The following is a 24676-nucleotide window of genomic DNA, read 5'->3' as shown; positions in this document are numbered from 1 at the left end:
AGATTGAAATATCTCTCTTCATTTCGCACGACACTGAAAATATCCCGTTACTTGTTTCGGGTATTGGCCATTATGTTATGGTCACTTGGTGCATTGTTGACCACTTTTTATATCCTGAACATCCTCAACGAGAAAAAATCTGACATCCGTCAGGAATATAATACTAACTTTGAGCAGGCTCAGAGCTACATCAGGCACTCTGCCGATATCATCCGCGATATCAAGTATATGGCGGAAAACAGATTAAATCAGGATTCGGCGAGCAGTGATATCGCTGCTGGCGCTTTTATCAAAAACAAAACGACACCACAATATCATCCGCTTAATACCGGTGCGGATTGTGCTGCACTTAATTCGTCGCGCCACTCTTCATTAAGTTCTCTTAGTAACCTGATTCTGTACTGGAAAGAGAACTTTGCTGCAGCTTATGACCTTAACCGGATATTCTTTATTGGCAGCGACACGCTGTGCATGGTGGATTTCGATATTCGCAATACCCCGATGGAGCAGGAGAGTCTGCTTAAGTCATTGAATGAAAATATTTTAAAATATCGAGATGCAAAAAATCAGGATAAAGACAGCACGTTGTATTGGATAGTACCGGGTGTGCGGCCTGAAATTGGTACCTTATATGTCCTGACCCCCCTCTATGTGGGCAACAAGCTAGAGGCAATGGTGGGTACTGAGCAAACTATCCGCCTGGAGGATTTTATCTCTTCCGGGACATTGCCTGTCGGCGTGACATTACTTGATCAGGATAATGAGCCGGTATTACGGTTAGCAACAGGGGAACGGTATGCTTCGATGTTAGACGATTACCCTGATTCTCCGTCTTATTTTGGCTACGTTGATGACTACAACTCGCTTATTCTAAAAAAGAATTTACTGCCATCAACCCTCAGCATCGCTTATTCCTTGCCGGTTAGAACGATAATAGATACGTTCAAGTTATTAATTTTTAATGCATTTCTTCTGAATGCGCTTTCTGGTGTTGTGATCTTTACTCTGGCGTGGCTATTTGAGCGAAAAATGTTCCATCCAGCAGAAGATAACGCTTTGAGGCTGGAGGAACATGAACAGTTCAACCGCAAAATTGTCGCTTCGGCTCCTGTGGGCATTTCTATTCTGCGCATTAGTGACGGGACCAATATCCTCAGCAATGAATTGGCACATAATTATATTAATTTGCTGACGAATGAGGATCGCGAACGTATTACACGCATTATTTGTGAGCAGCAGGCGAACTTTGTCGATGTCATGACCAGCAATAACAATAATCTACAAATTAGCTTTGTTCACTCCCGTTATCGTAATGAAGATGTGGCTATCTGTGTGCTGGTTGACGTCAGCTCGCGGGTCAAAATGGAAGAGTCACTGCAAGAGATGGCGGCGGCGGCGGAGCAGGCCAGCCAATCAAAATCGATGTTTTTAGCCACGGTCAGCCATGAGTTGCGCACGCCGCTATATGGGATTATCGGTAACCTCGATTTGTTGCAAACCAAAGAGTTACCTCACGGTGTTGAGCGGCTGGTGACGGCGATGAATAATTCGTCAGGCTTATTACTCAAAATTATCAGCGACATCCTCGATTTTTCTAAAATAGAATCTGAACAACTGAAAATTGAGCCGAGTGAGTTCTCTACCGTGGAGGTGATAACCCATATTACGGCTAACTATTTACCGCTGGTGGTCAAAAAACGCTTAGGTCTCTACTGCTTTATTGAGCCTGATGTACCACGACAGATGCTCGGCGATCCTGTCCGTTTGCAACAGGTGATTTCTAACCTGTTGAATAATGCTATAAAATTTACAGATACTGGCTGTATTATCTTGCAAGTACGGGTGCGCGGTGATTATCTGGAATTCCGAGTGCGAGATACCGGCGTGGGGATTAATTCACGTGAGATTAACCAGTTATTTGATCCATTCTTCCAGGTTGGAACTGGAGTGCAGCGCCATTTTCAAGGGACGGGGCTAGGCCTGGCTATCTGTGAGAAGTTGGTCAACCTGATGGATGGCGATGTTGAAGTGGTTTCAGAGCTAGGAATGGGCAGTATTTTTGCTATCCGCATTCCATTATATTTTGCCGAAAATGGCAATCGGGCTAAAAATGCCGTGTTACCGCAAAGCGACCGTTGGCAAGGGAAAACCTTGTGGTTGGATATCCGCAATGCGCGGTTGGAAAGCTATTTACTTGATTTATTGCGTCATTTTGGAGCCACGATCCGGCGTTACAGTAATGAACAGACCTTGCAGGATCAAGTGCTGATTTGTGATTACTTACCGCAAATAAACGCACCTCTATCGACGTGGATTCAAATCTCCATTGAGCACATTGGTCTGCCACAAGAGACGCGTCCAGGCTATTGGTTACTGAGCACATCGACCCTACTCGAGATTATCCCGCTATTGGACCAGATATTGCTGGAACAACAATTGGTTGAGTGCGCGCCATTACAGTTGCCAGCACCGAAAGCAAATCAGGATGAGAATGCAGACTTGCAAATTCTGGTTGTGGACGATCATCCCATTAATCGCCGCTTGTTAGCCGATCAGCTCACCACTCTGGGCTACCAAGTGATTACCGCGAATGATGGGTTGGATGCTCTGGCAGTATTGAGTGCCAATAATGTCGATATTGTACTGACTGACGTGAACATGCCAAATATGGATGGTTATCGTCTGACTCAGCGCCTGCGGCAGTTAAACCATCATTTCCCGATCATTGGTGTAACCGCCAATGCATTAGCTGAAGGCAAACAACGCTGTATTGAAGCAGGGATGGATAACTGTTTGTCCAAGCCAGTGACACTGGATACATTGCGCCAGATGTTGGTTTACTATAGTGACAAAGTCCGCCGTTCACGTTAAAGCCTTCGTACTTGAAGCCGCAGGGGTGTTAGCTGCACTCATTCACCCGAATCACTTACGTGAGTAAGCTCCTCGGGATTTATTCGTTTGCTGCCTACCTGCAACTCCAATTACTTTGGCTTATATCTTGGTCTTGAAGCCGCAGGGGTTAGCTGTTTAGGTCGTTTGGTTGTTATAACGAGAGTTAATGCATTAATAGCATGAATGGAAAAATGGATAAAAATAAGCCCGAGGTCACTGAGTAAATTTTGCTGAGCAACACCGGGCTTGAGATTATATCGGTAGATAAAGATTATTGTTCTTTATCAACCTGACTAATGGTTACAGATGAAAGATAGTTTAACAGCGCGATATCATTATCTACGCCCAGCTTCATCATGGCCGATTTCTTCTGGCTACTGATGGTTTTAATGCTGCGATTGAGTTTTCTGGCAATTTCAGTCACTAAGAAACCTTCAGCAAATAACCGTAAAACTTCACTCTCTTTCGGTGATAAACGTTTATCACCGTAACCATTAGCACTGATTTTCTCTAGCAGTTTAGCCACGCTCTCTGGGGTGAATTTCTTCCCTTTTTGTAGTGCGGCCAATGCCTTAGGCAAGTCGGCTGGTGCGCCTTGCTTTAATACTATCCCATCAATATCCAAGTCCAAAACTGAACTAAGAATAGCGGGATTATTATTCATGGTCAGAACAATTATGGCTAAATCTGGGTAATGCCTTTTTATATATTTTATCAGAGTGATGCCATCACCGTACTTATCCCCAGGCATGGAGAGGTCGGTAATTAGCACATTGGCATCAAGTTTAGACAAACTGTTAATAAGCGCTGTAGAGTCTTCAAACTCCCCGACAACGTTTACCCATTCAATTTGCTCAAGCGACTTTAGGATGCCAAACAACACAATTGGATGGTCATCAGCAATAATTACATTAAGGTTGTTCATGGTTATGGGTTACCTTGCTGCAACAGTCTGGTGACGAAAGAATCAATTTGACTGATGCTATTTTCGATCTTCAACCGATCGCCATCTGCGATATGCTGTTCTAATGTTTCACATAGCTGTTTGCCAAGTATCAGGTTCAACATAGCAAATACGCCTTTCAATCGATGTGCGGTCTGCGAAAGCGATATGAAATCACGTTGCTGAACTTCAGTATACAGTTTCTTCAGATCTACCGGTACTGTCTCAACAAATAAGGAATAATAGTCACTGGACTTTAGTTGTTGCTCGTAGGTATTTATATCATCAGCAGCAATGGATTCAGACTCTTCAGGAGACTCATCTGATAAGATTCGTTGCTCGATTAATAATAATATTGCATCAATGACAGCGCTGCCCAAATTATAATTTACCCGAATATAATTATCCTGCAACTGCTGTAAACCCACCTCGTCTGAGACTAGCAATAAGGTAAAGTTATCATACTGTTGTGGGTTATCCGTTAAGGTTACATCGTAATCCCGCCCTGGCAAACGATCATCCGCGACAATGCAATTGGCGCCGAATGAATTCAATAACGTGGTGATAATTGAACGTACTTCTTCTGAAGTTATATCTAATAGCGCCGTAACTCCGTCCAATAATTTTTCTTGCTCCTCTACTTGTTCATTTTGGATAGCCATGGATACACGGATAGTATAGCGAGTACCTATATCTACTTTACTGCGAATCTCAAGTTGGCCGTTTAATTTCTTACATAATTGGTTACATAAAAAGAATGTTAACCCCGAGCCATGGTTGTATCGGTCAACCAATGTTTGACTGAGGAAAGGATAATTAAGATTACTGATCTCTTCATCAGAAATACCGACACCAGTATCGGTTATCTGGATAATCAGTTGTTCTGGATGCCCGGGTTCGTGGCCAACATTGAGCGTGATTTTCCCATAAGCTGTGGTGATAACAGAATAATGCAGTAGCAGCGACAGTATTTTACGTAAGATTTTTTCATCGCCGATGTAATCCTGATCGATATTGACATGATAGTGATTAAACAGCGTTAAACCTTTCTGATTTATCGCAGGCAGTACCTCCAGCAGTAGCGCATCGATTAATGCTGATAGAGAGAAGGCCCCCTGTTCAGGCTGCCAGTCCTGAGTCTCCAGCCGCGTCAGGAGGGTAATGTTATCTATCAACTCGGCGATAGTGTCAGTTTGCGCTACCAATTTGGCTTTCAGATTCTGTTGTTGCTGTAAGTCGGTGGTGTTCTGGAGCTCATGGGCTATCTGATTGAGGTTGTTGATAGGTTGATTCAGCTCAATCCCCAAGTTGTGCAACATCAATTTGCGGGCTTGCAGGTTTTTGTCGTATTCACGCCTTGCTTGTTGCAGCTTTTTATTTACCAGTACCTCTTTATCCTGATCATGAAGCAGGAACAGATAGGTTTCTGGTGAAATCTGGCTGCGGAACATCCGAATCTCATAAACTTCATTATTTACCGTGCCCTGAATCACCCCGTGGTGCTGTTCTGCCATATGAGCAATTTTTTGCAGATTTAGATGGGGCATCAGGTTATCGGCAATCTGGTTACTGGCGACTACAGTGCTGTTGCTGAAGTTATAGACCAATAACCCTTGTGGCAGGCTGGTAATAATCTCCTGACTCAGTGATTTCTGTGTTTCTAACTGTTCGACCATATCTGCACTTGGGCGCACATATTGGCGGCGCACAAAATAGATGCCTAAAACAGCCAGTACTAGCAACAATATATTGGACAAAAGGAGCCAAAAGTTGTTTCTCAGCAAATCAATGGCTAACCCCCCGACCGGGACACGATAGACAATTTTCAGCGCGGCATTCGCCAGAGGGGCTGAAAATTCTAGCCAGGAACCATTCAATGCCACGCTGGTTGCTACAATGTCCTCGGGCGCCATACCTTCATTAATGGGAGTCTTATCTTGTTGCAGCAAAAAGTTAGAACGCGCCATGTTGGAAGGTATTAAGTCATTAATTGGTAAGTCAAAAGCGATAACGGTAGCCAAATGCCCAGGATGGTTAAATGTGGTTCTCAGCGTAAAATAGTAGGCGTTCTGAAAGCGAAATTTACGTAACGGTGAGAAACTCTCACGTTCATCTAAGGTATTGGCCTGTTGCAACATTTCCGCGCGCCGAGATTCAGCAGCAACGGTCAGGTAACTTTCTTTAAAACGCGAAGTGACTTCTTTTAATGCCTGGGTGGTGATGAGTGTCAGACTATTATCTTGGCCGTTAAGATAATACATCGAGTAAGTATCATTTTGTGACCCCCAATGGCTATCAAGATAGTCAGATATCTGCAAGATCATCGGCAGTGTTGCTGGCTCGTGATTGCCAAAAATGACCGAGTCAGTTTTTCTGCGCGGCTTTTCGATATAGTAAATATCAGGGCGTAGCCGGACCTCTTGTGCGGAGAGGATACTTTTCTCAGACATATTGGGGTTATTGGCTAAATCGTATATCTGATAGGTATGATAGCGGTAATCATCGATACGTTGTTGCAGGCCTGCGGCGATAGTCGTTAGCGCGTATTTTTTTTCTGCCAGATAGGCATTGGTATAGTTGTAGCTATACAGGCCCATCGTGACGAGCAGCAGGACGATAAACAGCCAGAAACAGCGAGTGATATTCGCAGAACTGGTAGATAACGAGTTATTTTGCATAACGATAATGCATATTCCTTGATTAGCGCGTGACGGCTCTGGCGCTGGCAGTGACGGTCAGTAATAGTAACGCCACACAGCCAAAAGCCACCGATAAATTGCTTAATTGTGCGACAAACCCAATTGCCGCAGGCCCGGCTAAAATCCCGGCGTATCCGATGGTGGTAATCGATGCTACCGCCAAATTGGCTGGCATCACGTTTTGGTTACCGGCGGCGGTAAATAAGATAGGCACGACATTGGATGCCCCAAGCCCTACGAGCATAAAGCCCAAAAGAGCGGCAATTGAGCTATCAACGCTTATCGCAATGATAATCCCAAGCGCAGCACACAGACTGCCACCTAATAATACCTTGTATCGGCCCAATCCGTTGACAATCCGATCGCCATTCAAACGCCCGAGTGTCATGGCGATGGCAAATACCGCATATCCCATTCCCGCTTGTGAGGGGTCCATACCGCGCAGTGTAGTCAGGAAAACCGCACTCCAGTCAAGCATCGAGCCTTCGGCCAGAAACATAACAAAGCACAGGAAGCCAATAAACATCACCCAACCACGCGGCAAAACAAACAGTGGGCCGTCATGGGCTTCTCCGCTACCTCGTAGCAAATTCTTATTGGCAGTGAGCAGGAGAACAATCATTAGCACCACGGTAGCGATAATCGCCGCCAATGGGCTTAGCCCCAACCATAATAAAGCACTCACGCCACCAGCACCGGCAATCCCTCCGACACTAAACAGACCGTGGAAACCGGACATCATGGCCCGGCCACTGGCTTTTTCAACAATAACCGCCTGAATATTCATGGCGACATCTATTATGCCCATAGCAGCACCGAATACGAGCAGAGCGAGAGCCATCGTCACCGGGGTATTCATCAGGACTAACAAGGGAAGATCGAGGCACAGCACTGCCCCTGCCAGTAAAATCACTGGGCGGCAACCCCATTTTGCCGTTAGTACCCCGGTCAGGGGCATTGCCAGCATCGAACCGATACCAATACACAATAGCAGTAAGCCCAACGACGCATCGTTAAGACCGATACGCGCTTTGGCAAAAGGCACCAGAGGGGCCCAAGCGGCCATACCCAATCCTGCAATAAAGAATGCCAGTCGGGTCGAGACTTGCTGTGCAACACCTGGCTGCAATGTTTGTTGGAGTACTTTGGTGGTCATGAGGTATCAGATCTGCGATTGAAACGAACAAGTGATATTGACAGATGTTTCTATCACAAAGAGAAATGCGGGTCGAAGGGATTTGTCTGGATTAGTAGAATAGTTGCTTTTTATATACGGTTGCTTGCGGGCACCCCATGACTCTAAGCCCTATATATGCATGGCATAGCTGGCCTCTCTTTAGCTACTCATTAGGCTAAAATGTGGTTTTTATCATCCTAAATACACCGCAGGATAACCGTATCACTCAATAAGATTGTGGCTTAAAATCAAAAATGATTAGCCGAGGATTATTTCTAGTAGAGAGTGAACCGTTCAATTATTCATCGTTGATGAATAATTGAACGGTCATCCATAGGGCATTATAATCACTGATTAGATATTTTTAAGCTATTTGTGCTTAAATAAAACTATGAAACTATATTATTCGGCTACTATTTCATCTTGTTAATACGTGCTCACTATGAATATACTTAACTATATATTATTGGCAATAAAAAAGCCGGTCAAAGACCGGCCGTAACACTAACTAATTATCTGGCCACATAAGCCACAATGTGAATAAAAGTAAAAATAATGATGATAGCGGATGTATTATAGCCCTCGATTATTGTATTTTACTTATCAATTTGTGCTGCTGATGTATTTTTTCAACATGTTGTTTTATATGTGAATTATATTTGTTCTTGATTATAAGTGCTATATTTTTAGCCCCATTCCCGAACGAAACGCAACAAACCATCATGCGTTATGCAGCGAGTAGATACTCTAAAAATACCTCATTCGGTGAGCTGTATTCCAGAGATTTGCGCCCCCGAGTGTTGAGGATGTGCTCCAGTCTCGCAATATCTTCATCGCTGACGCCATTAAAATCGGTTCCTTTCGGATAAAACCGCCGTATCAGACCGTTGGTATGCTCATTCAACCCCCGCTCCCAGGAATGATAAGGCCGGGCAAAGTAAACCTTTGCGCCCGTTACCTGAGTGATGTCCTTATGTTTCGCAAACTCGGGTCCGTTATCTGCCGTCAGGGTTTTAAACTCGCAGAAAGTATTCGCCACGATGTCCCTGAACGCTTCCACGACGCTCTCAGCGCACTTATTGGGGAGTTTACGGATAATGACCTGCTTTGTGGCTTTGTCCACGACCGTCAGCAGGAATGACTTCTGGTCTTTGCCAAAAATCGTATCGATTTCAACATGCCCGGGAACCTGTTTGAGTTCAGCCTCAGCAGGCCTGTGCTCAATGCCAACCCTGTCCGGGATGGGCGTGCGTCCGGGCTCACCCGTATCATAGCGATAGCGTTTACCCCGGTGAGGGAGCTGAAGGTAAAGCTTACCGCCAGCCTGTCTGTCCGAACGGATATAGCGGTAGAGGGTATTTTTGCTGACGGCGATATCAAACTGGATTTTCAGTCTCCCACAGATAACCTCAGGGGAGGTATGTACAGCCAGCGCCTACCGGAGAAAGTCTTGTGTCTGCTGGCCCAGAGGGAAACAGGCATTGTGTGCCGAGGTGGCGCCCCGCCGTTGTCTGGCTAAGGCATCAGCGCGTCTGGAGGAGTAAAGTCCGTTGAAGGCGGGGTCCGTATTACGTCTGAGCTCCCGGCTCAGGGTAGAGCGAGAGACGCCGAGCTCTCTGGCAATGCAGGACTGATTAACGCCTTCAGCTTTTCGTTTTTCGATGTAAAAGCGCTCATGCTGAGTCAAATGTTTTCCCTTCATGCAACAGGGTCTCCGACAGGGTCAATACGGCTATTTTATCCGTACCTGACCGGTGGGTCACTTTGTTGCATTTCGTTTGGGAATTGGCGTTAGTGTTTTTAATATTTGTTAAAGTTCGCCAGTATTTACATTTTGAAATACTTTGCTGGGTATATGAAACATTATCCGTCACTTAGTAGCATTTTCTGTATAGATTAATCCTAATCTTATTCCCACAATAGAGAAACCCCATTGGGAGTAATTGCTCGAAAGAGCAGTGGCATAATCAAATCTAATAATAGAGGATAATAACGATGAAACTTCGAGTTCTTTCTCTGCTGGTTCCGGCTTTATTAGTCGCAGGTAGTGCAGGTGCAGCTGAAATTTACAACAAAGACGGCAACAAACTGGACTTGTTCGGTAAAATTGATGGTCTGCATTATTTCTCTGACAATAAAAGCAATGATGGCGATCAGTCCTACATGCGTTTCGGCCTAAAAGGCGAAACACAAATTAATGACCAACTGACCGGTTATGGCGAGTGGGAATATCAGGCAAACCTGAATAAAGCTGAAAGTCAGGATCAAGGCAACTTCACGCGTGTTGGCTTTGCGGGTCTGAAATTTGCGGATTACGGTTCTCTGGATTACGGCCGTAACTATGGTGTGCTGTACGACGTAACTTCATGGACTGACGTGCTGCCAGAGTTTGGTGGCGATACATATGGTGCGGATAACTTCCTGTCTCAACGTGGTAACGGCATGGCGACTTACCGTAACACCAACTTCTTTGGTCTGGTGGACGGCCTGAACTTTGCGCTGCAATATCAGGGCAAAAATGGTAACGGTACTGAAACCAATAATGGCCGTGATGTACAAGGGCAGAATGGTGATGGTTACGGTATGTCCGTATCTTACGATTTGGGCTGGGGTGTGAGTGCGTCTGCGGCGATGGCCAGTTCTCTGCGTACTACTGATCAAAATAACCTGAAATTTGGTCACGGTGACCGTGCAGATGCATACACCGGTGGTTTGAAATACGATGCCAACAATGTCTATCTGGCGGCTAACTATACTCAGACTTATAACCTGACCCGCTTCGGTGATTTCGGCAATAACAATGCCGATGCAGGTTATGCTAACAAAGCGCAAAACATTGAGTTAGTGGCTCAATATCAATTTGATTTCGGCCTGCGCCCATCCGTGGCTTACCTGCAATCCAAAGGTAAAGACCTTGGCAACGGTTATGGTGACCAGGATCTGTTGAAATACGTTGATGTCGGCGCAACTTATGCCTTCAACAAAAATATGTCCACCTACGTTGATTACAAAATCAACCTGTTGGATGAAAATACCTTTACCAAAAACGCCGGTATCAACACTGATGATATCGTAGCTGTTGGTGTGGTTTACCAGTTCTAATTCTGATTACAGGATAAGTTCTGAGGCAGAACGCGGTCAATCTGGCCGCGTTTTTTTGTGTCGGTCATCAGGCTGGTATTGTTAGGACAGGATGTTTATCCGCCGAAGGCAGCTCTTACGTGCATTGAAAACAACCGATGGTTTATCAAAAGTCGCGCCATTTTTAGCCGCACAGACTTTTTTTGACCAATTTTGGTGTGAAGTTTAACCAAACGAATCGAATTTCAATTTTTTCTAAATGAAACACTAGACATATCATCGCGCTATAGATGATAATGCTGCCCATTGGAAGGATGGCCGAGTGGTTTAAGGCAACGGTCTTGAAAACCGTCGACTGTAACAGGTCCTAGAGTTCGAATCTCTATCCTTCCGCCAAATTTAAAGCCCAAGCTTATTGCAAGCTTGGGCTTTTTGCTTTTTCAGCGGGAACAAACAGAGAGCGGCTATTACTTGGCCTGCGCCTCGAGAGTAAATGTCTCTTGAATCACCGCCATCTCTTTAACCATGATAGTTTCCGTGCGCGCTTTTGCCACGCCACGGCAGCCTTCACCATAGTGTTCACCTTCCCAACGCCCAACCAATGCTGCACCAACTGCGTTACTCATCACATTAGTGGCAGAACGGCCCATATCGAGGAAGGGATCAACACCCATCAGTAGAATCAACCCTGCTTCCGGGATATTGAACTGGCTCAACGTTGCGGCAATAACCACTAATGAAGCACGTGGAACCCCCGCCATGCCCTTAGAAGTCAGCATTAGAATCAATAACATGGTGACTTGCTCACCCATGCTCAAATGGATATTACATGCCTGAGCAATAAATATGACCGCGAACGAACAATATGCCATGGAGCCTACAAGGTTAAAGGAATAACCAATCGGCAACACAAAACTGGCAATTTTGTTGGATACGCCAAACTCTTCTAATTTCTCTAACGTACCAGGGAAGGCCGCTTCAGAACTTGAGGTGGTAAAAGCTAACAGCGCGGGTTCGCTGATGCCTTTAATTAAGCGCAGCGTGCAGCGGCCAATCAGAAGTATCGAACAACCAATCAAAATAAGCCACAGCAGGCCGAGGGTGAGATAGAACTCGCCCATAAAGATACCGGCACTGACTAATACACTTAAGCCACGCTCAGAAATCATGGCTGAAATGGCAGCGAATACGGTCAGAGGGGCAAACAACATGACGTAACCTGTGAGTTTTAGCATCAGGTGTGCCAACGAATCTAATACCGAAACGATAGGGGTAGCTTTTTCACCGATGGCGGACAGGCTAATTCCCATAAATATAGAGAACACAACAATTTGCAGGATTTCATTGCGTGCCATCGCATCCACAATACTGGTTGGGATAGCGTGTGAGATAAACACCTTAGCCGAGAATGGTACTGGTGCGATACCGTCAACAGCGCTGGCAGTTTCCGCCACGAAGTTAATCCCATCACCGGGTCTTAACAGGTTAACAATCACCAACCCGAGCAGAATGGAAATGAATGCGGCGCAAATGAACAAGAACAGCGTTTTTGAGAAAACGCGTCCTAAGGTTTTGGCATCCCCCATTTTGGCAATCCCAACCACTAATGTTGAGATGATTAATGGAGCAATGATCATTTTGATCAATCGCAGGAAAATATCGGTGAAAATAGATATTTCAGATGAGTATGATTTAGCGAACTCAGGGCTGCTAAAGGAATTAATTAAAAATCCGACAATAATACCTATTATCAGACCCAATATGATCATTGTGGTCAAATTTTTTGATTTCATAAGGATTCCATTTATAAGTAGGGTGGTATCGTTGCTCTAAACTTAATTAATAACAGTGCTGATGTTGTATTTGCCTCTATATTAATCACGGTGCAGGACGAAGCGAATGACGCAGCGCAGTGCACCGGATTATTAGAGTGTTTTTTCTATTGCTACAGTTAATGAAATACTAAATGCTAAACTCGAGTTTCAATAATGGTGCATGTTGCTGAGCACCATAGACGTCAGTATCGCCTACTGCACCCGATACCAGGCTGCGCGGCATGACTACCTTGACAGCATTGGCGGGATCGAACCAAACAATGCGGTGTACAAATTTGGGGTCAATTTTATAGAGTTGCGCAATCAGTTCTTTTTTAAATTGCCCTGATGCTTTAATGCTTGAATATATCTCTTTATCCTTAAATAAAATGTCCAGCACTAATTCATAAGGACCGGCATTTTTCGATCTGACAACGTGTGCCAAATCTAAAATTGATTTTTTCATGCTACCACTCCTTCGGTTGTTACATTTTCCAGGCGGAATTTAAATACAACTTCTGGTGTGTATTCCATCAAATGATAAATGGAGAATTCATAAACCAGTCCCGCTCGAATATCTGACGGAGAGAATGGGAAGGCCAAATTACCCGCAGTAGCTATTCGCCCGGCATAACCATAATGAAGCAGAGTAGAGCGGGCGAGTGAACATATGCTATCAGCCATGGCTTGAGTCGGGGCGACAACATCCAGCAAAATACCCAATTCATAAGAAGTGGTATCCGGCTCTGGCTCCATTTTGCCCATGACACCGTTCTTGCCGTACAGATGAAAATTGAGCTTCACCGCATCAGGATCGATTTTGAGGTTTTTTTCGACACTGTTGCGTACTTCGACCAAAATATTATCAATACCGGCAATCATAATGGAATCACGGGTGCCGGCAATACTCAGGGTACGATAGCCCACCGGACGTGCGCCTTCCAACTTCACGGTGTATGGCGTGTTTTCATGTACTGACCCGCTGACACGAACCTGGCCGTTGCCGACATTTTCAAAGCGACAGGCTTTCAGGTTCAACACGCCGCCGGGGCCGGGTAAGAAATATGGGTCAGATTTTTCATACAAGGTATGTGCCGCGGCCGAGGTTTCGGTAAATTGACGTTTCTCGTTGAAGGTTTTTAAGGTAAAGCCAGTTTCGTCCAGAATACCCATTGCGCAGTCGGAGCCTGATCCCGGTGTTGCTGCAATAGCAGCACATTCCAAAATCTTGCCACAATGCAACGCCAGACCTTCATCGAATCCCCTCATAATCGGTAACGCCGCAAAGCAGGCGGGATCATAAGCACGGCCACCTAACACCACTTGTGCGCCCGCTTGCAATGCTTCCTGAAAAGGCTCGATCCCCATTTGAGCAACGATATAGGTTGTGGCATCAATGGCTTCATGAGTCAGTTCAGGGACAAAATCCAGCGACTGAATCTTGCCGGCATCAAGGGCGGCGTGCACCACTTCTTTACTGACGTCGGCAGGGATAACAGCCAGCGTAAAGTTGAGCGATTCCTCTTTGGCAATCTCTAAAATTATCTGGCGACACCACTCCAGGTGCGGTGCAGCACCTGAACCACCCGCAGTACCGATAACCACAGGAATACCATTTTTCACCCCTGCGGTTATCATATAGCGCAGATCGCGTTTTACTCCAGCGCGGTCGGTAAAAGGTTTACCGGCACCCAAATAGTGAGGGCCGGGGTCAGAGGATCCAGCATCTACGGCGATTAAATCAGGTGACTCCTCCATCGCTTTCATAAAGCTCTCTTCCGGGAATCCGTACCCCAAGATGGCCGTTGGTGAGAGAATTTTAAAGGTCTTAGACATATCAGTTAGCCTTTGCATTAAGTTGCGCGATGGTGCGAGACATCTCGTTGAACACAATGTTCATCCCTTCATCAAAACCCATCCCCGGTTTGATTAGCATCCGCATCGGACGGGAGGCGATAGCGACATGCACACAGGTGCGAGCGCTGATATCGGTTTCGTTACAAGTCCCCCCCTGGTACGCTTCCATCCCTTTTTTATTGCAGTAAAGAACTGCGTCCACGATGTTGTGAATACTGCCCAAATCAGGGGTTTTGATCTGCACCATGTGACAACTACCCGCATCAGTAAAATCGATGATGTCTTGATAGGTGTTACACCATTCATCGGCCACAATTTTGACTTTCGAACCGAGTTTTGCCAGATTGCGGGTAATCTCAGTTAACAGGCGGATTTGGTCTGGTTTATTGCCCGCATCAACCGGCCCTTCGATATACAGATCCAGATCGCCGGCTTGTTCTTGCAGACTGGCGATATATTCAGCGCACCGCATTGGGTCCATGTCAAAAATCAGGCCAATGGTGCCGTAAACATCAATATGCAGATTCGGTTTGTAGTTAGGATCAACGCGCAGTTCAGCCACGCGTTTGGCTAACCAACTCACATAGTCACGCAGTTTTTCGCCATTGCGGCCCAGTTTTTCATCAACGTTGTTGATAAGACCATGTGGCAGAACATCGACGCCTTTAACGATCATTTTATCCACAGCGATATAACGGTCATCGCCACTTTGACCAAACAGCGGAATAGGTTTGGCAACCAGCGGCAGATGCCATTCGTCACACACTACCTCGGCTTTTAAACGCCCGGTAGCTAACGCAGTGGCATCCAGCAATGCCTGAGAAAGGCCGTAACGAATGGCGGTATGTAGCTGTTTGCCATCAATGGTCACGTCGTCAAAGAAACGGGCATTCAGACGAAACTCACTGACATCGCGCCCTTCCAGTAGGGGTTTGATATGTTTTTCTAAGAAAGGAACAAAATTTGCTGCGATAAACAAAGGATCACGACCACCAGCGCCTGAGTATTGCACTGCGGCACAGTCACCCACTGCCACGGCCCCATTTTCTAAAATTAATTGGATGTTGACGCATTCACCTGCCTGCCGAATTGACGTGAATCCCTCAGTCACCGGCTTGCCTTGATAGATAAACCCATCCAATTTCGCGCCATTTTTGATTGCTTGTTGGTCATCGAAGTAGAAAGATGAGTAACCGGCGGTGAACAGAGCGTGTTTGATTTTCATTATGGTCTTCCTATTAATTTACTGTGGGATACAGCGTTAATGTCATCAATAATCATTTGGAATGAAGGTACACGGCCTTCTTCTTTAGCGCGTTCAGCAACAAAATCATGGTGGAGTGCTAGTACATCTTCGGGCAGGGGTACTGAACCCGGATCGAAGACGCGGATGGCGCCGTGGTTATCGCGGATAGGCATCATTTTGCCGGAGTTACAGGTGGCGGGGGCAAATGGCACATCAAGGACTCCCGCTTCAAAGGCACGTACGGTACCTATCGCAATATCGCCCTGACCCAGTTCCAGCACTTTGTTCATAACGGCGCGAACTTCACGTTTAATCAGATCAACCTCGCGATCGACCTCCAGACAAGGTGGGAATTTTTGGTCACGAACCATGTTCAGCATTTGGTTCGAGGCTCTTAATCCTTGACCATTTGCCTCGGCAGTTGGGATCCCGTAGGCCTCATGTGGGCTTTTGGTAATCACCTTGGTAGCACCGGCCATCCCCGCTACTGCGGCCCCCCAAGAGATAACCGCGAATGCACGGGACTCATCTTCTGGGAATCCCCCCATCCATTGATGGAACACCCCCCATGTCAGGGTAGTTGTCGCCTCTAACTGAAAACATCCAAGGGGCTGGAGACAACAAGAATGAAAACGTATTCACCTGAGCTTAAAGCCGCTGTGATTGCCAGAATGATGCCACCACACAATCAGCCGGTTGTTCAGATTGCACGCTCTGAGGGGATCCCTGTCAATACGCTTTACACCTGGCGCTCCAAGGCAGGTATTTCGACCGCGAGCACCCACGTTGAGGTAAAAACCCCGCAGCAATGGTCCCGTGAGGCTCGTTTTGCCATCCTGGTTGAAACGGCACCTCTTTCCGCCCATGCTGTTGCTGAGTACTGTCGCCGTAAAGGGCTCTACCCTGAGCAAATTCAGCAGTGGAAGAATGAGATAATGCAGCCAGATCCGCGTGAAGAGAAAGCACTCGTCAAGAAACAGCAAAACGAAATTCATCAGCTTAAGCGTGAAATTGCCCGCAAGGATAAGGCGTTGGCTGAGGCTGCGGCATTGCTGATATTGCAAAAAAAGTTCAAGGCGTTGTTCGTCGAGGAAAACGGGGACGAATGACGCCGACTCCGGACAGGCTGCGATTGATGACAATCGTAAAGGAAGCCGTTGCTGCAGGCGCGAGGCTGAGCGAGGCTTGCCAGTCTATTGGGCTTAGTGAGCGAACATTACAGCGTTGGGGAAAAGGGACGCATGACCGCAGACCCACGGCGTCACGGCCCATCCCGAAGAACAAACTCACTGCCGAAGAGGAACAACAGGTTTTAGCCCTCTGTCATGAACTGCGGTTCGCCAGCCTGCCACCGACGCAAATCGTTCCTTTGTTGGCGGATGAAAAGCGCTATATCGCCAGTGAGTCAACGTTTTATCGGATACTAAGACGTGCTGGCGAAACAACGCACCGTGGTCGGCAGAGGGTAGCGCAAAGCAAGCCGCTATCGACCTGGAGGGCGACGGCACCGAATCAGGTGTGGTCATGGGATATTACCTGGCTGAGGTCGCTGACGGCAGGACACTGGTTCTATCTGTACCTGATAGAAGACGTGTTCAGCCGCAAAATCGTCGGTCACGAGGTTCACTTGGTTGAAAGTGGTGAGCATGCGGCAGAGCTGATGAATCGGACAGTGCTGAGCGAACGCTGTTGGCAGGAGCCGCTGGTACTGCATGCGGATAACGGAGCCCCGATGAAGTCACAGGTGCTGCAGGTAAAGCTTGCGGAACTTAAGATAACCCCGTCGCACAGCCGGCCACGGGTGAGCAACGATAACGCGTATGTTGAATCGCTGTTCAGGACGTTGAAATACGTGCCGAGCTGGCCGGAGAAGGGCTTCGCGACGCTGGAGGATGCGCAGGCGTGGGTAGAAACCTTCGTTGGCTGGTATAACGAAGAACATCGGCACAGTGGTATCCGTTACGTCACACCAGGGCAACGACACAGAGGTGAAGATCGGGCACTACTGGCGCAGCGTAAATCGGTCTATGAAGCGGCGAAAATGCAGAATCCACATCGGTGGTCAGGTTCAACGAGAAACTGGCACCGGCAGGATGAGGTCTGGTTAAATCCGGAACGTGAAACGTTGGCCGCATGAATTAACTGAGGCGACAACTACCTTGACACGCGCCGAACACGGTACTCAACTCGTAATTGTCGTAGCCATTAGCGTGGAAATATTCATGAGCCAGCTCGCGTAATGATTGGATAGCCGCGATATCTTGCACAATATTACCCACCTGGCCGTAGCCCACGGTGATAGACCGGACACCTTGTTCCAGCGCGAGTAAACCTTCAATAATCGCGACCGCATGGGACACAAACGGCGGGATTAAGGTGCCGGTCAATGGGCCAAATGGCTCGCGGTTAATACGAATACCATGCTCTTCATATACCCCAATCAAGCGATCGCAGTACTGCCAGTCACGAATGGATTTCTCCAGCGTTACGCGTTTTGCATAAGGAATGTTGTAGGAGATCCCGCCGCCTTCGTAGCTGGTAAACCCACTGGCCATTGCTATCTCGGCCAGCAGCCGTGCATCAGGTGTTCCGTGACGGATCTGCAACGGTTTAGACAAACTTTCAGTAATGCTGCGACAAGCTGTTACACCGTGGTTGACGACCGGTAAACCATTGAGTTTTGATGTCCCTGCTTCGATAGATTTTTGGATGCCGATGGCTGCATCTTCGTAACGATTAAGGCGGGTATAGGCATCAATCGTGGTGGGTAGGAGGTCGCAATCTTTTTGCAACGCTGTCAGCAGTGCGATATGTTCTTCGATTAATGCGACCCCAGCACGAGGTTGGCTCAACGTAATGCCTTGGCGGTCTGCTTCAAATAATGCCCGGGCAAAATTTTTCGACTCAGGAATTGTTTGCTGATACTTAACGCCATCTTCAAATTTCTCAACGTCTTTGCCGGTGTGCCACGTTTGTAAGACGTGAAAACGTTCTGACATAAAGTGATCTAAAGAAATCTTTTTGTTGCGAAGTTCCATCATGACTCCAGTTTTTACTTGTTCAAAATTCGAACGCCAGTTTGGGCGGCAGCTTTAGGAAAGCGACGGGCGACATTGGCGAGCAGGGGAAGTAAACCTTGTGTATCTCTGTAATATTCAAACTTGCCGGGGAGCAGAACCTGCTTGCCCTCATCATCTAAATTGCGATATTTCAGCCAGTTATGAATATCGAATGATTCTGCTCGGGATAGCCACCCGCCAGTGCCAATCACCTTTTTAACCAGGCTTAAGTCGCGACCGACCTGTAGGTCAATATTGCCTGCGCAGGTACAAACCTGTGTTTTTTTGCCCGCATGACGTTCAGTGGCATATCCGACACAAATCCCAGCCAACAATTGGTCGAAAACAACTTCTTCGTCGCTACGGGGTAAATAGCCCGGATGCGCAGTGATATGGGTTAAATATCGATAAAAAGCATCAATTTGGTTTTGTTGATGTGAGAAGTAATGAGCAATCATCGGCATACCGGTTTCGCCGGCATTCATCGCTGAAACGCGCATCCCCAGGTCACCTTCGACGGTTCGTTTAATCAGCGGTTCTGGGATCCCGTGTATCACGGTGTCGGGCAGCATATGACTGTTATAGGAGGAGTAAACATCGGTGGTGGCGCCCCCCATATCTATCAACATGAACGTTTCCCAATCGGGCACGTATTGGCGAATTTGTTGTACCAGTTCGAAGACTGAATAGGGCGTAGGCAGTGGGTCTTCACCCGTTTGATCAACGATGACGTCTAAACCTTTCCCTCTAATAATCTTTTTGAGGAAAATGTTGCAAATAGCCTTACGCGCATCAAATGGATTAGGGCTGTCGAGATTGGGCAGCACGTTATTAACGATGGTTAAATCTTTATCACCGAGGATCTCCAATACGTCATCTTGCAAGTCGCGATTTCCGGCATAAATAATGGAGCACTTCAATTTAGATTGAGCCAATAGTTTCGCGTTAGACAGGCCATGAGCGTAGTCACCGCCGTCAGTACCACCGGTAAATAACAGGATATCCGGCGGTGATGCTTCTAAAGCCCGTACATCTGATTTATTCAGGTTATAGGCGAAGTGTTGTGACACTTTAGCCCCCGCAGAATGCGCGGTGACCTTGGCGGATTCGAGGGTAATATTGGGCACCAGCCCAATAGCAGCAACCGCTAATCCGCCTTTGGCCGATGAGGAGTAATCAATATTGACCTGCCCTGACGCTAATAAAGGGCGTGCATCGGCAACATTCAGGATCTTATTCAATACCGAAAAAAATCCTTCAGCCAAATGGTGTGGCGTAGTAGGAGATAATGCATAATTCTTCACATCAATATGGTCATCATCTCCCACCTCGAACACTGCCCCTTTTGTCCAGGTGGAGCCGATATCGATAGAAACGGTGATCATTGCACGCCCCCAGCCGCTGCTTCTGGTTGCATGGCATGTTCAATATCGCCTTTCATTAAAGAACAGACTAATTCCAAATCAGTGTCGGGTGCGAAGACGCGGTTGAATCCCATCTCTTTGAATTTTGACTCAATTTCTGAGAATGCATGTTTACCAATAACCAAATTTCCGCCGACATACAGCAAGATTTCGCCAATTCCGCGTTCAATGCAGTTCTCACGCATACCAATACAATCCACTTCACCGTGCCCATAGATAGAGGAGATGACAATGGCGTGAGCACCGGTTTCAATGGCAGCATCAATATATTCATCCTGACTCACCATCACTCCGAGATTGATGACGTTGAAGTTGTGCATTGTAAACACTCGGTCTAGCACCTTATTACCAACAGCATGGCAATCAGCACCAATGACGCCAATAACAATTGTTGGATTTTGCATGTTAAGTCCTCTATGTAGATTACGATCCGTATATTGGTTTTGTGAGTAGAGAGCTAAATTTATTTTTTTAGCCCTCTACGCGTAAATCAAGATTATCTATTTTATTCTTCAGGTATCGATGGCAATTCACTGGGAATTGGCTGGCTTATAATGTGCTTTTCCAACAAATTAAATACAATTGATTTATTGTCAGGACATCTTTAAAAAAATAAAAAAGCAAAATAAATTATTTTAAATTGGCAGTTTAGATTGAGTAAATTCTTTAAAATCAATCTATTGTTTATGTTATTTGTTTTTTGTTAATGCATGGTTATAAATATAATTAAAAATGAATGTGATTATTTAGAGTGAAAGTGTGATCTATATAAAAGTTATGGGTTAATTCTGTTTGTGTGATGCTGATCATATTTATATTTCTAGGGTTTAGTTTTGTTTTCTGTTGGTTGGCTATATTTAATGAATTAATATGAGATATTTTATAGATGTGAGAGTTATAATGTTAAAAATAATAGTGAGTTATTATCACATTAGCTGAATATTAAAAATCAATGATGTTTGCGAAAATAATATGTTCATCAACGCACGCCACCCACAACCATTTTGACAATATGAATATGCGGATAGTGCTTAATTATCTGTGGTTGATGCAGTGTGCTGATAAGGCGGTCTAGATCGTGTCGTTGATGATTGAACAGCAAACCAATAACGCTGCCACTGTGGGCTACGTTCAAACCATAAATTCCGCTGCGCTCAACGATATCCAGTAACTGATGAAATTCAGGCTTAGGCAGCATTGACTGGCTGGCGACGGCACTTAGCGTGGTGGCTTCGCCCAAACGATAGTGGCACTGGGTATCGTTAGCCTGTTGAAACAGTTGCATAGCATTGGCTAAGTTGGCTGCCTGTTTAAGTAACAAGGGTTGGCGATTTCGTTTATGGAACTCTTCGGTTAACAGCGTTTGTGTACTTTCAAGTAGCAGAATGTCGATGTCGGGTCGCCAGGTAAAGGGATGATGATTTTGCGCGGTCTGGTGATCAAAAAGGGTGAGATCTTTAAATATCGTGCTGTCGGTGGGTTCAACTGCCACGCAGAGTTTGGCCAGTGATTCGTCACTCAGTGATTTACCCAGTAAGCGGCTGGTCGCGATAGCTGTTGCGGCAATATCGGCGGTGCTACTGGCTAATCCTTTAGCCACGGGAATAGTGGATTCAAACGCAATGCAGATATTCTCGCTATATTGGGCAGGCTCGCCAAAATGCGCCAACACTTGCCTGACCATGTGACGCATACGCGGTCGTTCACGCCAGCTCGGTTCCCCTTCGGTAACTGAAACGGTGCTAAACCAGTTAATCGGGCAAGAGATAAGTTTTTCTCCGCCAAAAATCCACCCTTGGATCAGTTCACCGCAAGAGGCTGGGCAACGGGCTTCAGCCATGAGAAACAGCCTGTGGCCAGATGTGGTCTGGATGCCTGATATAACTGACGGATTGAATGCCGTTCTTATGCACTACTGGCCCCTTGGAACAAATAACTATTGCTGACAACATACTCAGATTGCCTGCAATAGTGGTTCATGACTGATATCAATTTGGTGGGCAGTAAAAGCCAGAACATCACTAAGATTGACGACATGACCAATCACTAACAGTGCGGGGGCATGTAATTTTTTACGTACAATTTCATCTTTTAGCGTGGTCAGTGTCCCTTTTGCTATCTCTTGCCGTTGCTGGCTGGCATACATCACGGCGGCGGCGGGGGTGTCGGGTGATTTACCTCCGTCGATTAGGCGTTGGCAGATCTCCTCTTGTCGCGTCATTCCCATTAATACGATTAACGTCCCATCCAGTTGGGCCAAAATATCCCAGTTTTGTGGTTCATTTCCCTGACACATATGCCCGGTGACCACATGAAAGCTGGAAGCGTAGTGCCGATGGGTCACGGGGATACCGGCATAGGCTAAACCGCCAATAGCTGAGCTGATACCTGGAATTATCTCAAAAGGGATCTCTTCATGGGCAAGTGCCTCGGCTTCTTCTCCACCTCGGCCAAATACATAAGGGTCGCCTCCTTTAAGACGAACAACATTTTTCCCCGCCAGGGCATGCTCGACCAAGATTTTATTGATCTGTTCTTGTGGGACTGGATGATGATTTGAGGTTTTCCCCACATTAATAATTTGGCAATGGGGTGGTGCTTGAGAAATTAACTCAAGATTAACCAGACGGTCATGCACAATAACTTGAGCTTCACGAATGGCTAGCAATCCTTTTACAGTGATTAGAGATGCATCCCCCGGTCCCGCCCCAACTAACAATACTTTTCCTTTACTCATTCGAGCAACCTTTATGGCCGATAAGATTTTTAATTTTATTAAAATTAATCACCAGAAATGCGTTATATAAAAACGGCATATGATTATTAAACTCCGCATCATTATTCATAAATATGAGATTATATATTTGACCTTGCTCCCAATATTTAATAATTTTATGGAATGATCTCTTTCAAATATTTCGCATTTGATGTTTGTTTTTATAACTATATGATTTTCATATTAAATTATGGTTTTATTTTATTTGTGTTAACGCTAAAGCATCAATATTTAAATGTGCAATGTCCTTCGTTATAGTTTTGGTTTATTCGCTTATTTTTTATCTTTAATATGATATTGCTATTGATAATCATGAGGGCTATCACAAAAATGACGGAGACCCATGTCTATCTAAATAGAAATGTGTATTTTAAAAATCAAAAAAAGAAGCGTCGCTATCAATATTTGAATATTAGTTGTGCCCAGGTACACAACTATTTAATCGGTGTTTTATGAAATAATGGGTGAGCTATAATGCGGTGTAAAATTCCTAAAACTGATTTATTAGTGACATTTGAAGCTGTTGCTCAATATGAAAGCTACACGCGAGCGGCAGAAAAGTTAGCGTTAACACAAAGTGCTGTTTTCCGTCAAATTACAGCATTGGAGGAGCTACTTAATGTGTCATTATTCCACCATGTCCGTAAGCGAATTTTCCTCAATGATGCGGGTCGTTATTATCTTGGTTTAGTCAGAGATACATTGGAGCAACTGGAAAGAGATACGCAAAGCATTATGTCTTACCAGTCAACTCAGCAAGTGTTGGAGCTGGCGGTTACACCAACATTTAGCACACATTGGCTCATTCCAAATCTCAGTGACTTTCATGAGAAGCATCCTGAGATTGTTCTTAATTTAGTGGCGCTGACTACGCCTGCTGATTTTCTGAATTTGAAATACGATGCGGCAATTATGCGTGAGGATTTTGTAGCCCGTGGGCTGAAAATGAGCACTTGTTTGAAGAAGAGCTAGTGCCTGTCTGCAGCCGGATGTTGTGGCAGGATGAGAAAAAAGTGATGCTTGCAGAGCAGTTGATGGATGAACTTACGTTGCTTCATCAAACAACTCGTTTAGATTCGTGGCATGACTGGTTTACATTATCAGGCGTTAATAGCCCTAAAGTACGAATGGGGCCACGTTTTGATCTTTTATCGATGCTGATTTCTGCTGTGCGCTCCAATCTTGGCATGGCGTTATTGCCCCGATTTGCTATTCACAAGGATTTGGAAAATGGTGATATGGTCATTCCATGTGATTTACCCATGAGCACCGGAAACCACTTTGTACTGACCTACAAAGAAGGTAAAAGAGGGTTGAGAAGCTTGCAAAAATTAAGTCGCTGGCTCCATGATAAATCTAAAGAGGAAGAGCTAAAAAGAGCATGGGTTAATTAATTTTTCAAAGCGACAGATAAAGAATTATATTTTATTTTTTAAAATAAAATATATGTTTTGAACGTAGGATTAAATTAATGTCGTGTTCTAAATTTACGATGATAATTGAGTTGTCGTATTTTTATGGCATATTACCATAGCGCAGCCATTTCTGGTTTGTGCCTATTTTTTATGGGTTATTACCTTGGTTTTTCTTTCTTTTTCGGCTGTGGAAATTGTTCTGGAGTTATTCACCAATACGCATTATGTGTTGCAGATAGAACAATTGCTTTTTATTTTACTCTATTAATAATAGCACGATGATACCAGCGACT

Annotated in this window: 16 protein-coding genes, 1 tRNA gene and 3 pseudogenes; 5 read left to right on the top strand and 15 right to left on the bottom strand. The window is 45.5% G+C overall.

The annotated features are described in order from the left end of the window. Positions 1-3: 3 nt before the first annotated feature. Positions 4-2871 (top strand): two-component system sensor histidine kinase RcsC, encoded by a 2868-nt coding sequence (rcsC, locus tag ACWJJO_RS14915; protein ID WP_372569366.1) that lies wholly within the window; start codon positions 4-6, stop codon positions 2869-2871. Between the two features lie 292 nt (positions 2872-3163). On the opposite strand, the gene rcsB is transcribed toward rcsC, so the two are convergent. From rcsB to ACWJJO_RS14890, 5 genes are all read right to left on the bottom strand, one after another. Beyond that, positions 3164-3817, bottom strand: coding sequence for a response regulator transcription factor RcsB (rcsB, locus tag ACWJJO_RS14910; protein ID WP_481091193.1), 654 nt, complete (start codon positions 3815-3817; stop codon positions 3164-3166). A 2-nt stretch (positions 3818-3819) separates the two neighbouring features. After that, positions 3820-6513 (bottom strand): phosphotransferase RcsD, encoded by a 2694-nt coding sequence (gene rcsD / locus ACWJJO_RS14905; RefSeq protein ID WP_442848622.1) that lies wholly within the window; start codon positions 6511-6513, stop codon positions 3820-3822. Positions 6514-6535: 22 nt separating this feature from the next. Further along, positions 6536-7690 (bottom strand): MFS transporter, encoded by a 1155-nt coding sequence (locus ACWJJO_RS14900; RefSeq protein ID WP_481091192.1) that lies wholly within the window; start codon positions 7688-7690, stop codon positions 6536-6538. A gap of 748 nt (positions 7691-8438) precedes the next feature. Continuing rightward, positions 8439-9143, bottom strand: a complete 705-nt coding sequence (locus ACWJJO_RS14895; protein ID WP_481091595.1) for an IS30 family transposase — start codon at positions 9141-9143, stop codon at positions 8439-8441. 3 nt (positions 9144-9146) lie between these two features. Continuing rightward, the gene (locus tag ACWJJO_RS14890; protein ID WP_481091191.1) at positions 9147-9413 is read right to left on the bottom strand and encodes a helix-turn-helix domain-containing protein; all 267 of its coding nucleotides are present in this window, start codon (positions 9411-9413) and stop codon (positions 9147-9149) included. A 293-nt stretch (positions 9414-9706) separates the two neighbouring features. Here ACWJJO_RS14890 and ompC point away from each other — a divergent pair, with 293 nt between their 5' ends. Both ompC and ACWJJO_RS14880 read left to right on the top strand, forming a co-directional pair. Continuing rightward, positions 9707-10813 (top strand): porin OmpC, encoded by a 1107-nt coding sequence (gene ompC / locus ACWJJO_RS14885; protein WP_083158305.1) that lies wholly within the window; start codon positions 9707-9709, stop codon positions 10811-10813. Between the two features lie 287 nt (positions 10814-11100). Then, positions 11101-11188: transfer RNA gene (locus tag ACWJJO_RS14880), tRNA-Ser, on the top strand. 71 nt (positions 11189-11259) lie between these two features. Here the strand turns inward: ACWJJO_RS14880 and ACWJJO_RS14875 are convergent. The 5 genes and pseudogenes from ACWJJO_RS14875 to ACWJJO_RS14855 form a co-directional block, all read right to left on the bottom strand. Further along, positions 11260-12585, bottom strand: coding sequence for a dicarboxylate/amino acid:cation symporter (locus ACWJJO_RS14875; protein ID WP_083158306.1), 1326 nt, complete (start codon positions 12583-12585; stop codon positions 11260-11262). Positions 12586-12754: 169 nt separating this feature from the next. Further along, the gene (locus ACWJJO_RS14870) at positions 12755-13072 is read right to left on the bottom strand and encodes a DUF4387 domain-containing protein (protein WP_083158307.1); all 318 of its coding nucleotides are present in this window, start codon (positions 13070-13072) and stop codon (positions 12755-12757) included. Beyond that, complete coding sequence (locus ACWJJO_RS14865) at positions 13069-14442, bottom strand: acyclic terpene utilization AtuA family protein (RefSeq protein ID WP_481091190.1); 1374 nt, start codon at positions 14440-14442, stop codon at positions 13069-13071. The genes ACWJJO_RS14870 and ACWJJO_RS14865 overlap by 4 nt, the downstream gene beginning before the upstream one ends. 1 nt (position 14443) lies before the next feature. Next, positions 14444-15688, bottom strand: a complete 1245-nt coding sequence (locus ACWJJO_RS14860) for a methylaspartate ammonia-lyase (protein ID WP_102970385.1) — start codon at positions 15686-15688, stop codon at positions 14444-14446. Continuing rightward, positions 15688-16272, bottom strand: a pseudogene (locus ACWJJO_RS14855) (methylaspartate mutase subunit E); the annotation flags it as partial. The pseudogene ACWJJO_RS14855 and the gene ACWJJO_RS14860, both read right to left, overlap by 1 nt. Before the next feature lie 63 nt (positions 16273-16335). Here ACWJJO_RS14855 and ACWJJO_RS14850 point away from each other — a divergent pair. Continuing rightward, a protein-coding gene (locus ACWJJO_RS14850; protein WP_481090522.1) for an IS3 family transposase occupies positions 16336-17846 on the top strand; the annotation gives its coding sequence in 2 pieces (ribosomal slippage) (positions 16336-16771 and positions 16771-17846; 1512 coding nt in all). Between the two features lie 19 nt (positions 17847-17865). On the opposite strand, the pseudogene ACWJJO_RS14845 reads toward ACWJJO_RS14850, so the two are convergent. The 5 genes and pseudogenes from ACWJJO_RS14845 to cobA form a co-directional block, all read right to left on the bottom strand. Further along, positions 17866-18747: pseudogene (locus ACWJJO_RS14845) on the bottom strand (methylaspartate mutase subunit E); the annotation flags it as partial. Between the two features lie 14 nt (positions 18748-18761). Next, entirely contained in the window at positions 18762-20153 is a 1392-nt protein-coding gene (gene glmL, locus ACWJJO_RS14840) for a methylaspartate mutase accessory protein GlmL (RefSeq protein ID WP_083158310.1), read from the bottom strand. Next, positions 20150-20596, bottom strand: coding sequence for a methylaspartate mutase subunit S (gene glmS, locus ACWJJO_RS14835; protein WP_083158311.1), 447 nt, complete (start codon positions 20594-20596; stop codon positions 20150-20152). Before glmS ends, glmL begins: the two co-directional genes overlap by 4 nt. Positions 20597-21171: 575 nt before the next feature. After that, positions 21172-22032, bottom strand: a complete 861-nt coding sequence (locus tag ACWJJO_RS14830; RefSeq protein ID WP_083158312.1) for a GHMP family kinase ATP-binding protein — start codon at positions 22030-22032, stop codon at positions 21172-21174. A gap of 114 nt (positions 22033-22146) precedes the next feature. Further along, the gene (gene cobA / locus ACWJJO_RS14825; RefSeq protein WP_083158313.1) at positions 22147-22929 is read right to left on the bottom strand and encodes a uroporphyrinogen-III C-methyltransferase; all 783 of its coding nucleotides are present in this window, start codon (positions 22927-22929) and stop codon (positions 22147-22149) included. A gap of 513 nt (positions 22930-23442) precedes the next feature. On the opposite strand from cobA, the pseudogene ACWJJO_RS14820 reads away from it, so the two are divergent. Then, positions 23443-24362, top strand: a pseudogene (locus ACWJJO_RS14820) (LysR family transcriptional regulator). Positions 24363-24676: the final 314 nt, after the last annotated feature.

It is taken from the genome of Yersinia antarctica (genome assembly GCF_056636475.1).
This window is presented reverse-complemented; position numbering and strand designations above follow the sequence as displayed.

Coding starts and splice junctions, on each gene's coding strand:
- rcsB (WP_481091193.1), bottom strand. CDS start 3,817: ATGAACAACCTTAATGTAATTATTGCTGATGACCATCCAATTGTGTTG.
- rcsD (WP_442848622.1), bottom strand. CDS start 6,513: ATGCAAAATAACTCGTTATCTACCAGTTCTGCGAATATCACTCGCTGT.
- ACWJJO_RS14900 (WP_481091192.1), bottom strand. CDS start 7,690: ATGACCACCAAAGTACTCCAACAAACATTGCAGCCAGGTGTTGCACAG.
- ACWJJO_RS14890 (WP_481091191.1), bottom strand. CDS start 9,413: ATGAAGGGAAAACATTTGACTCAGCATGAGCGCTTTTACATCGAAAAA.
- ompC (WP_083158305.1), top strand. CDS start 9,707: ATGAAACTTCGAGTTCTTTCTCTGCTGGTTCCGGCTTTATTAGTCGCA.
- ACWJJO_RS14875 (WP_083158306.1), bottom strand. CDS start 12,585: ATGAAATCAAAAAATTTGACCACAATGATCATATTGGGTCTGATAATA.
- ACWJJO_RS14870 (WP_083158307.1), bottom strand. CDS start 13,072: ATGAAAAAATCAATTTTAGATTTGGCACACGTTGTCAGATCGAAAAAT.
- ACWJJO_RS14865 (WP_481091190.1), bottom strand. CDS start 14,442: ATGTCTAAGACCTTTAAAATTCTCTCACCAACGGCCATCTTGGGGTAC.
- ACWJJO_RS14860 (WP_102970385.1), bottom strand. CDS start 15,688: ATGAAAATCAAACACGCTCTGTTCACCGCCGGTTACTCATCTTTCTAC.
- glmL (WP_083158310.1), bottom strand. CDS start 20,153: ATGATCACCGTTTCTATCGATATCGGCTCCACCTGGACAAAAGGGGCA.
- glmS (WP_083158311.1), bottom strand. CDS start 20,596: ATGCAAAATCCAACAATTGTTATTGGCGTCATTGGTGCTGATTGCCAT.
- ACWJJO_RS14830 (WP_083158312.1), bottom strand. CDS start 22,032: ATGGCTGAAGCCCGTTGCCCAGCCTCTTGCGGTGAACTGATCCAAGGG.
- cobA (WP_083158313.1), bottom strand. CDS start 22,929: ATGAGTAAAGGAAAAGTATTGTTAGTTGGGGCGGGACCGGGGGATGCA.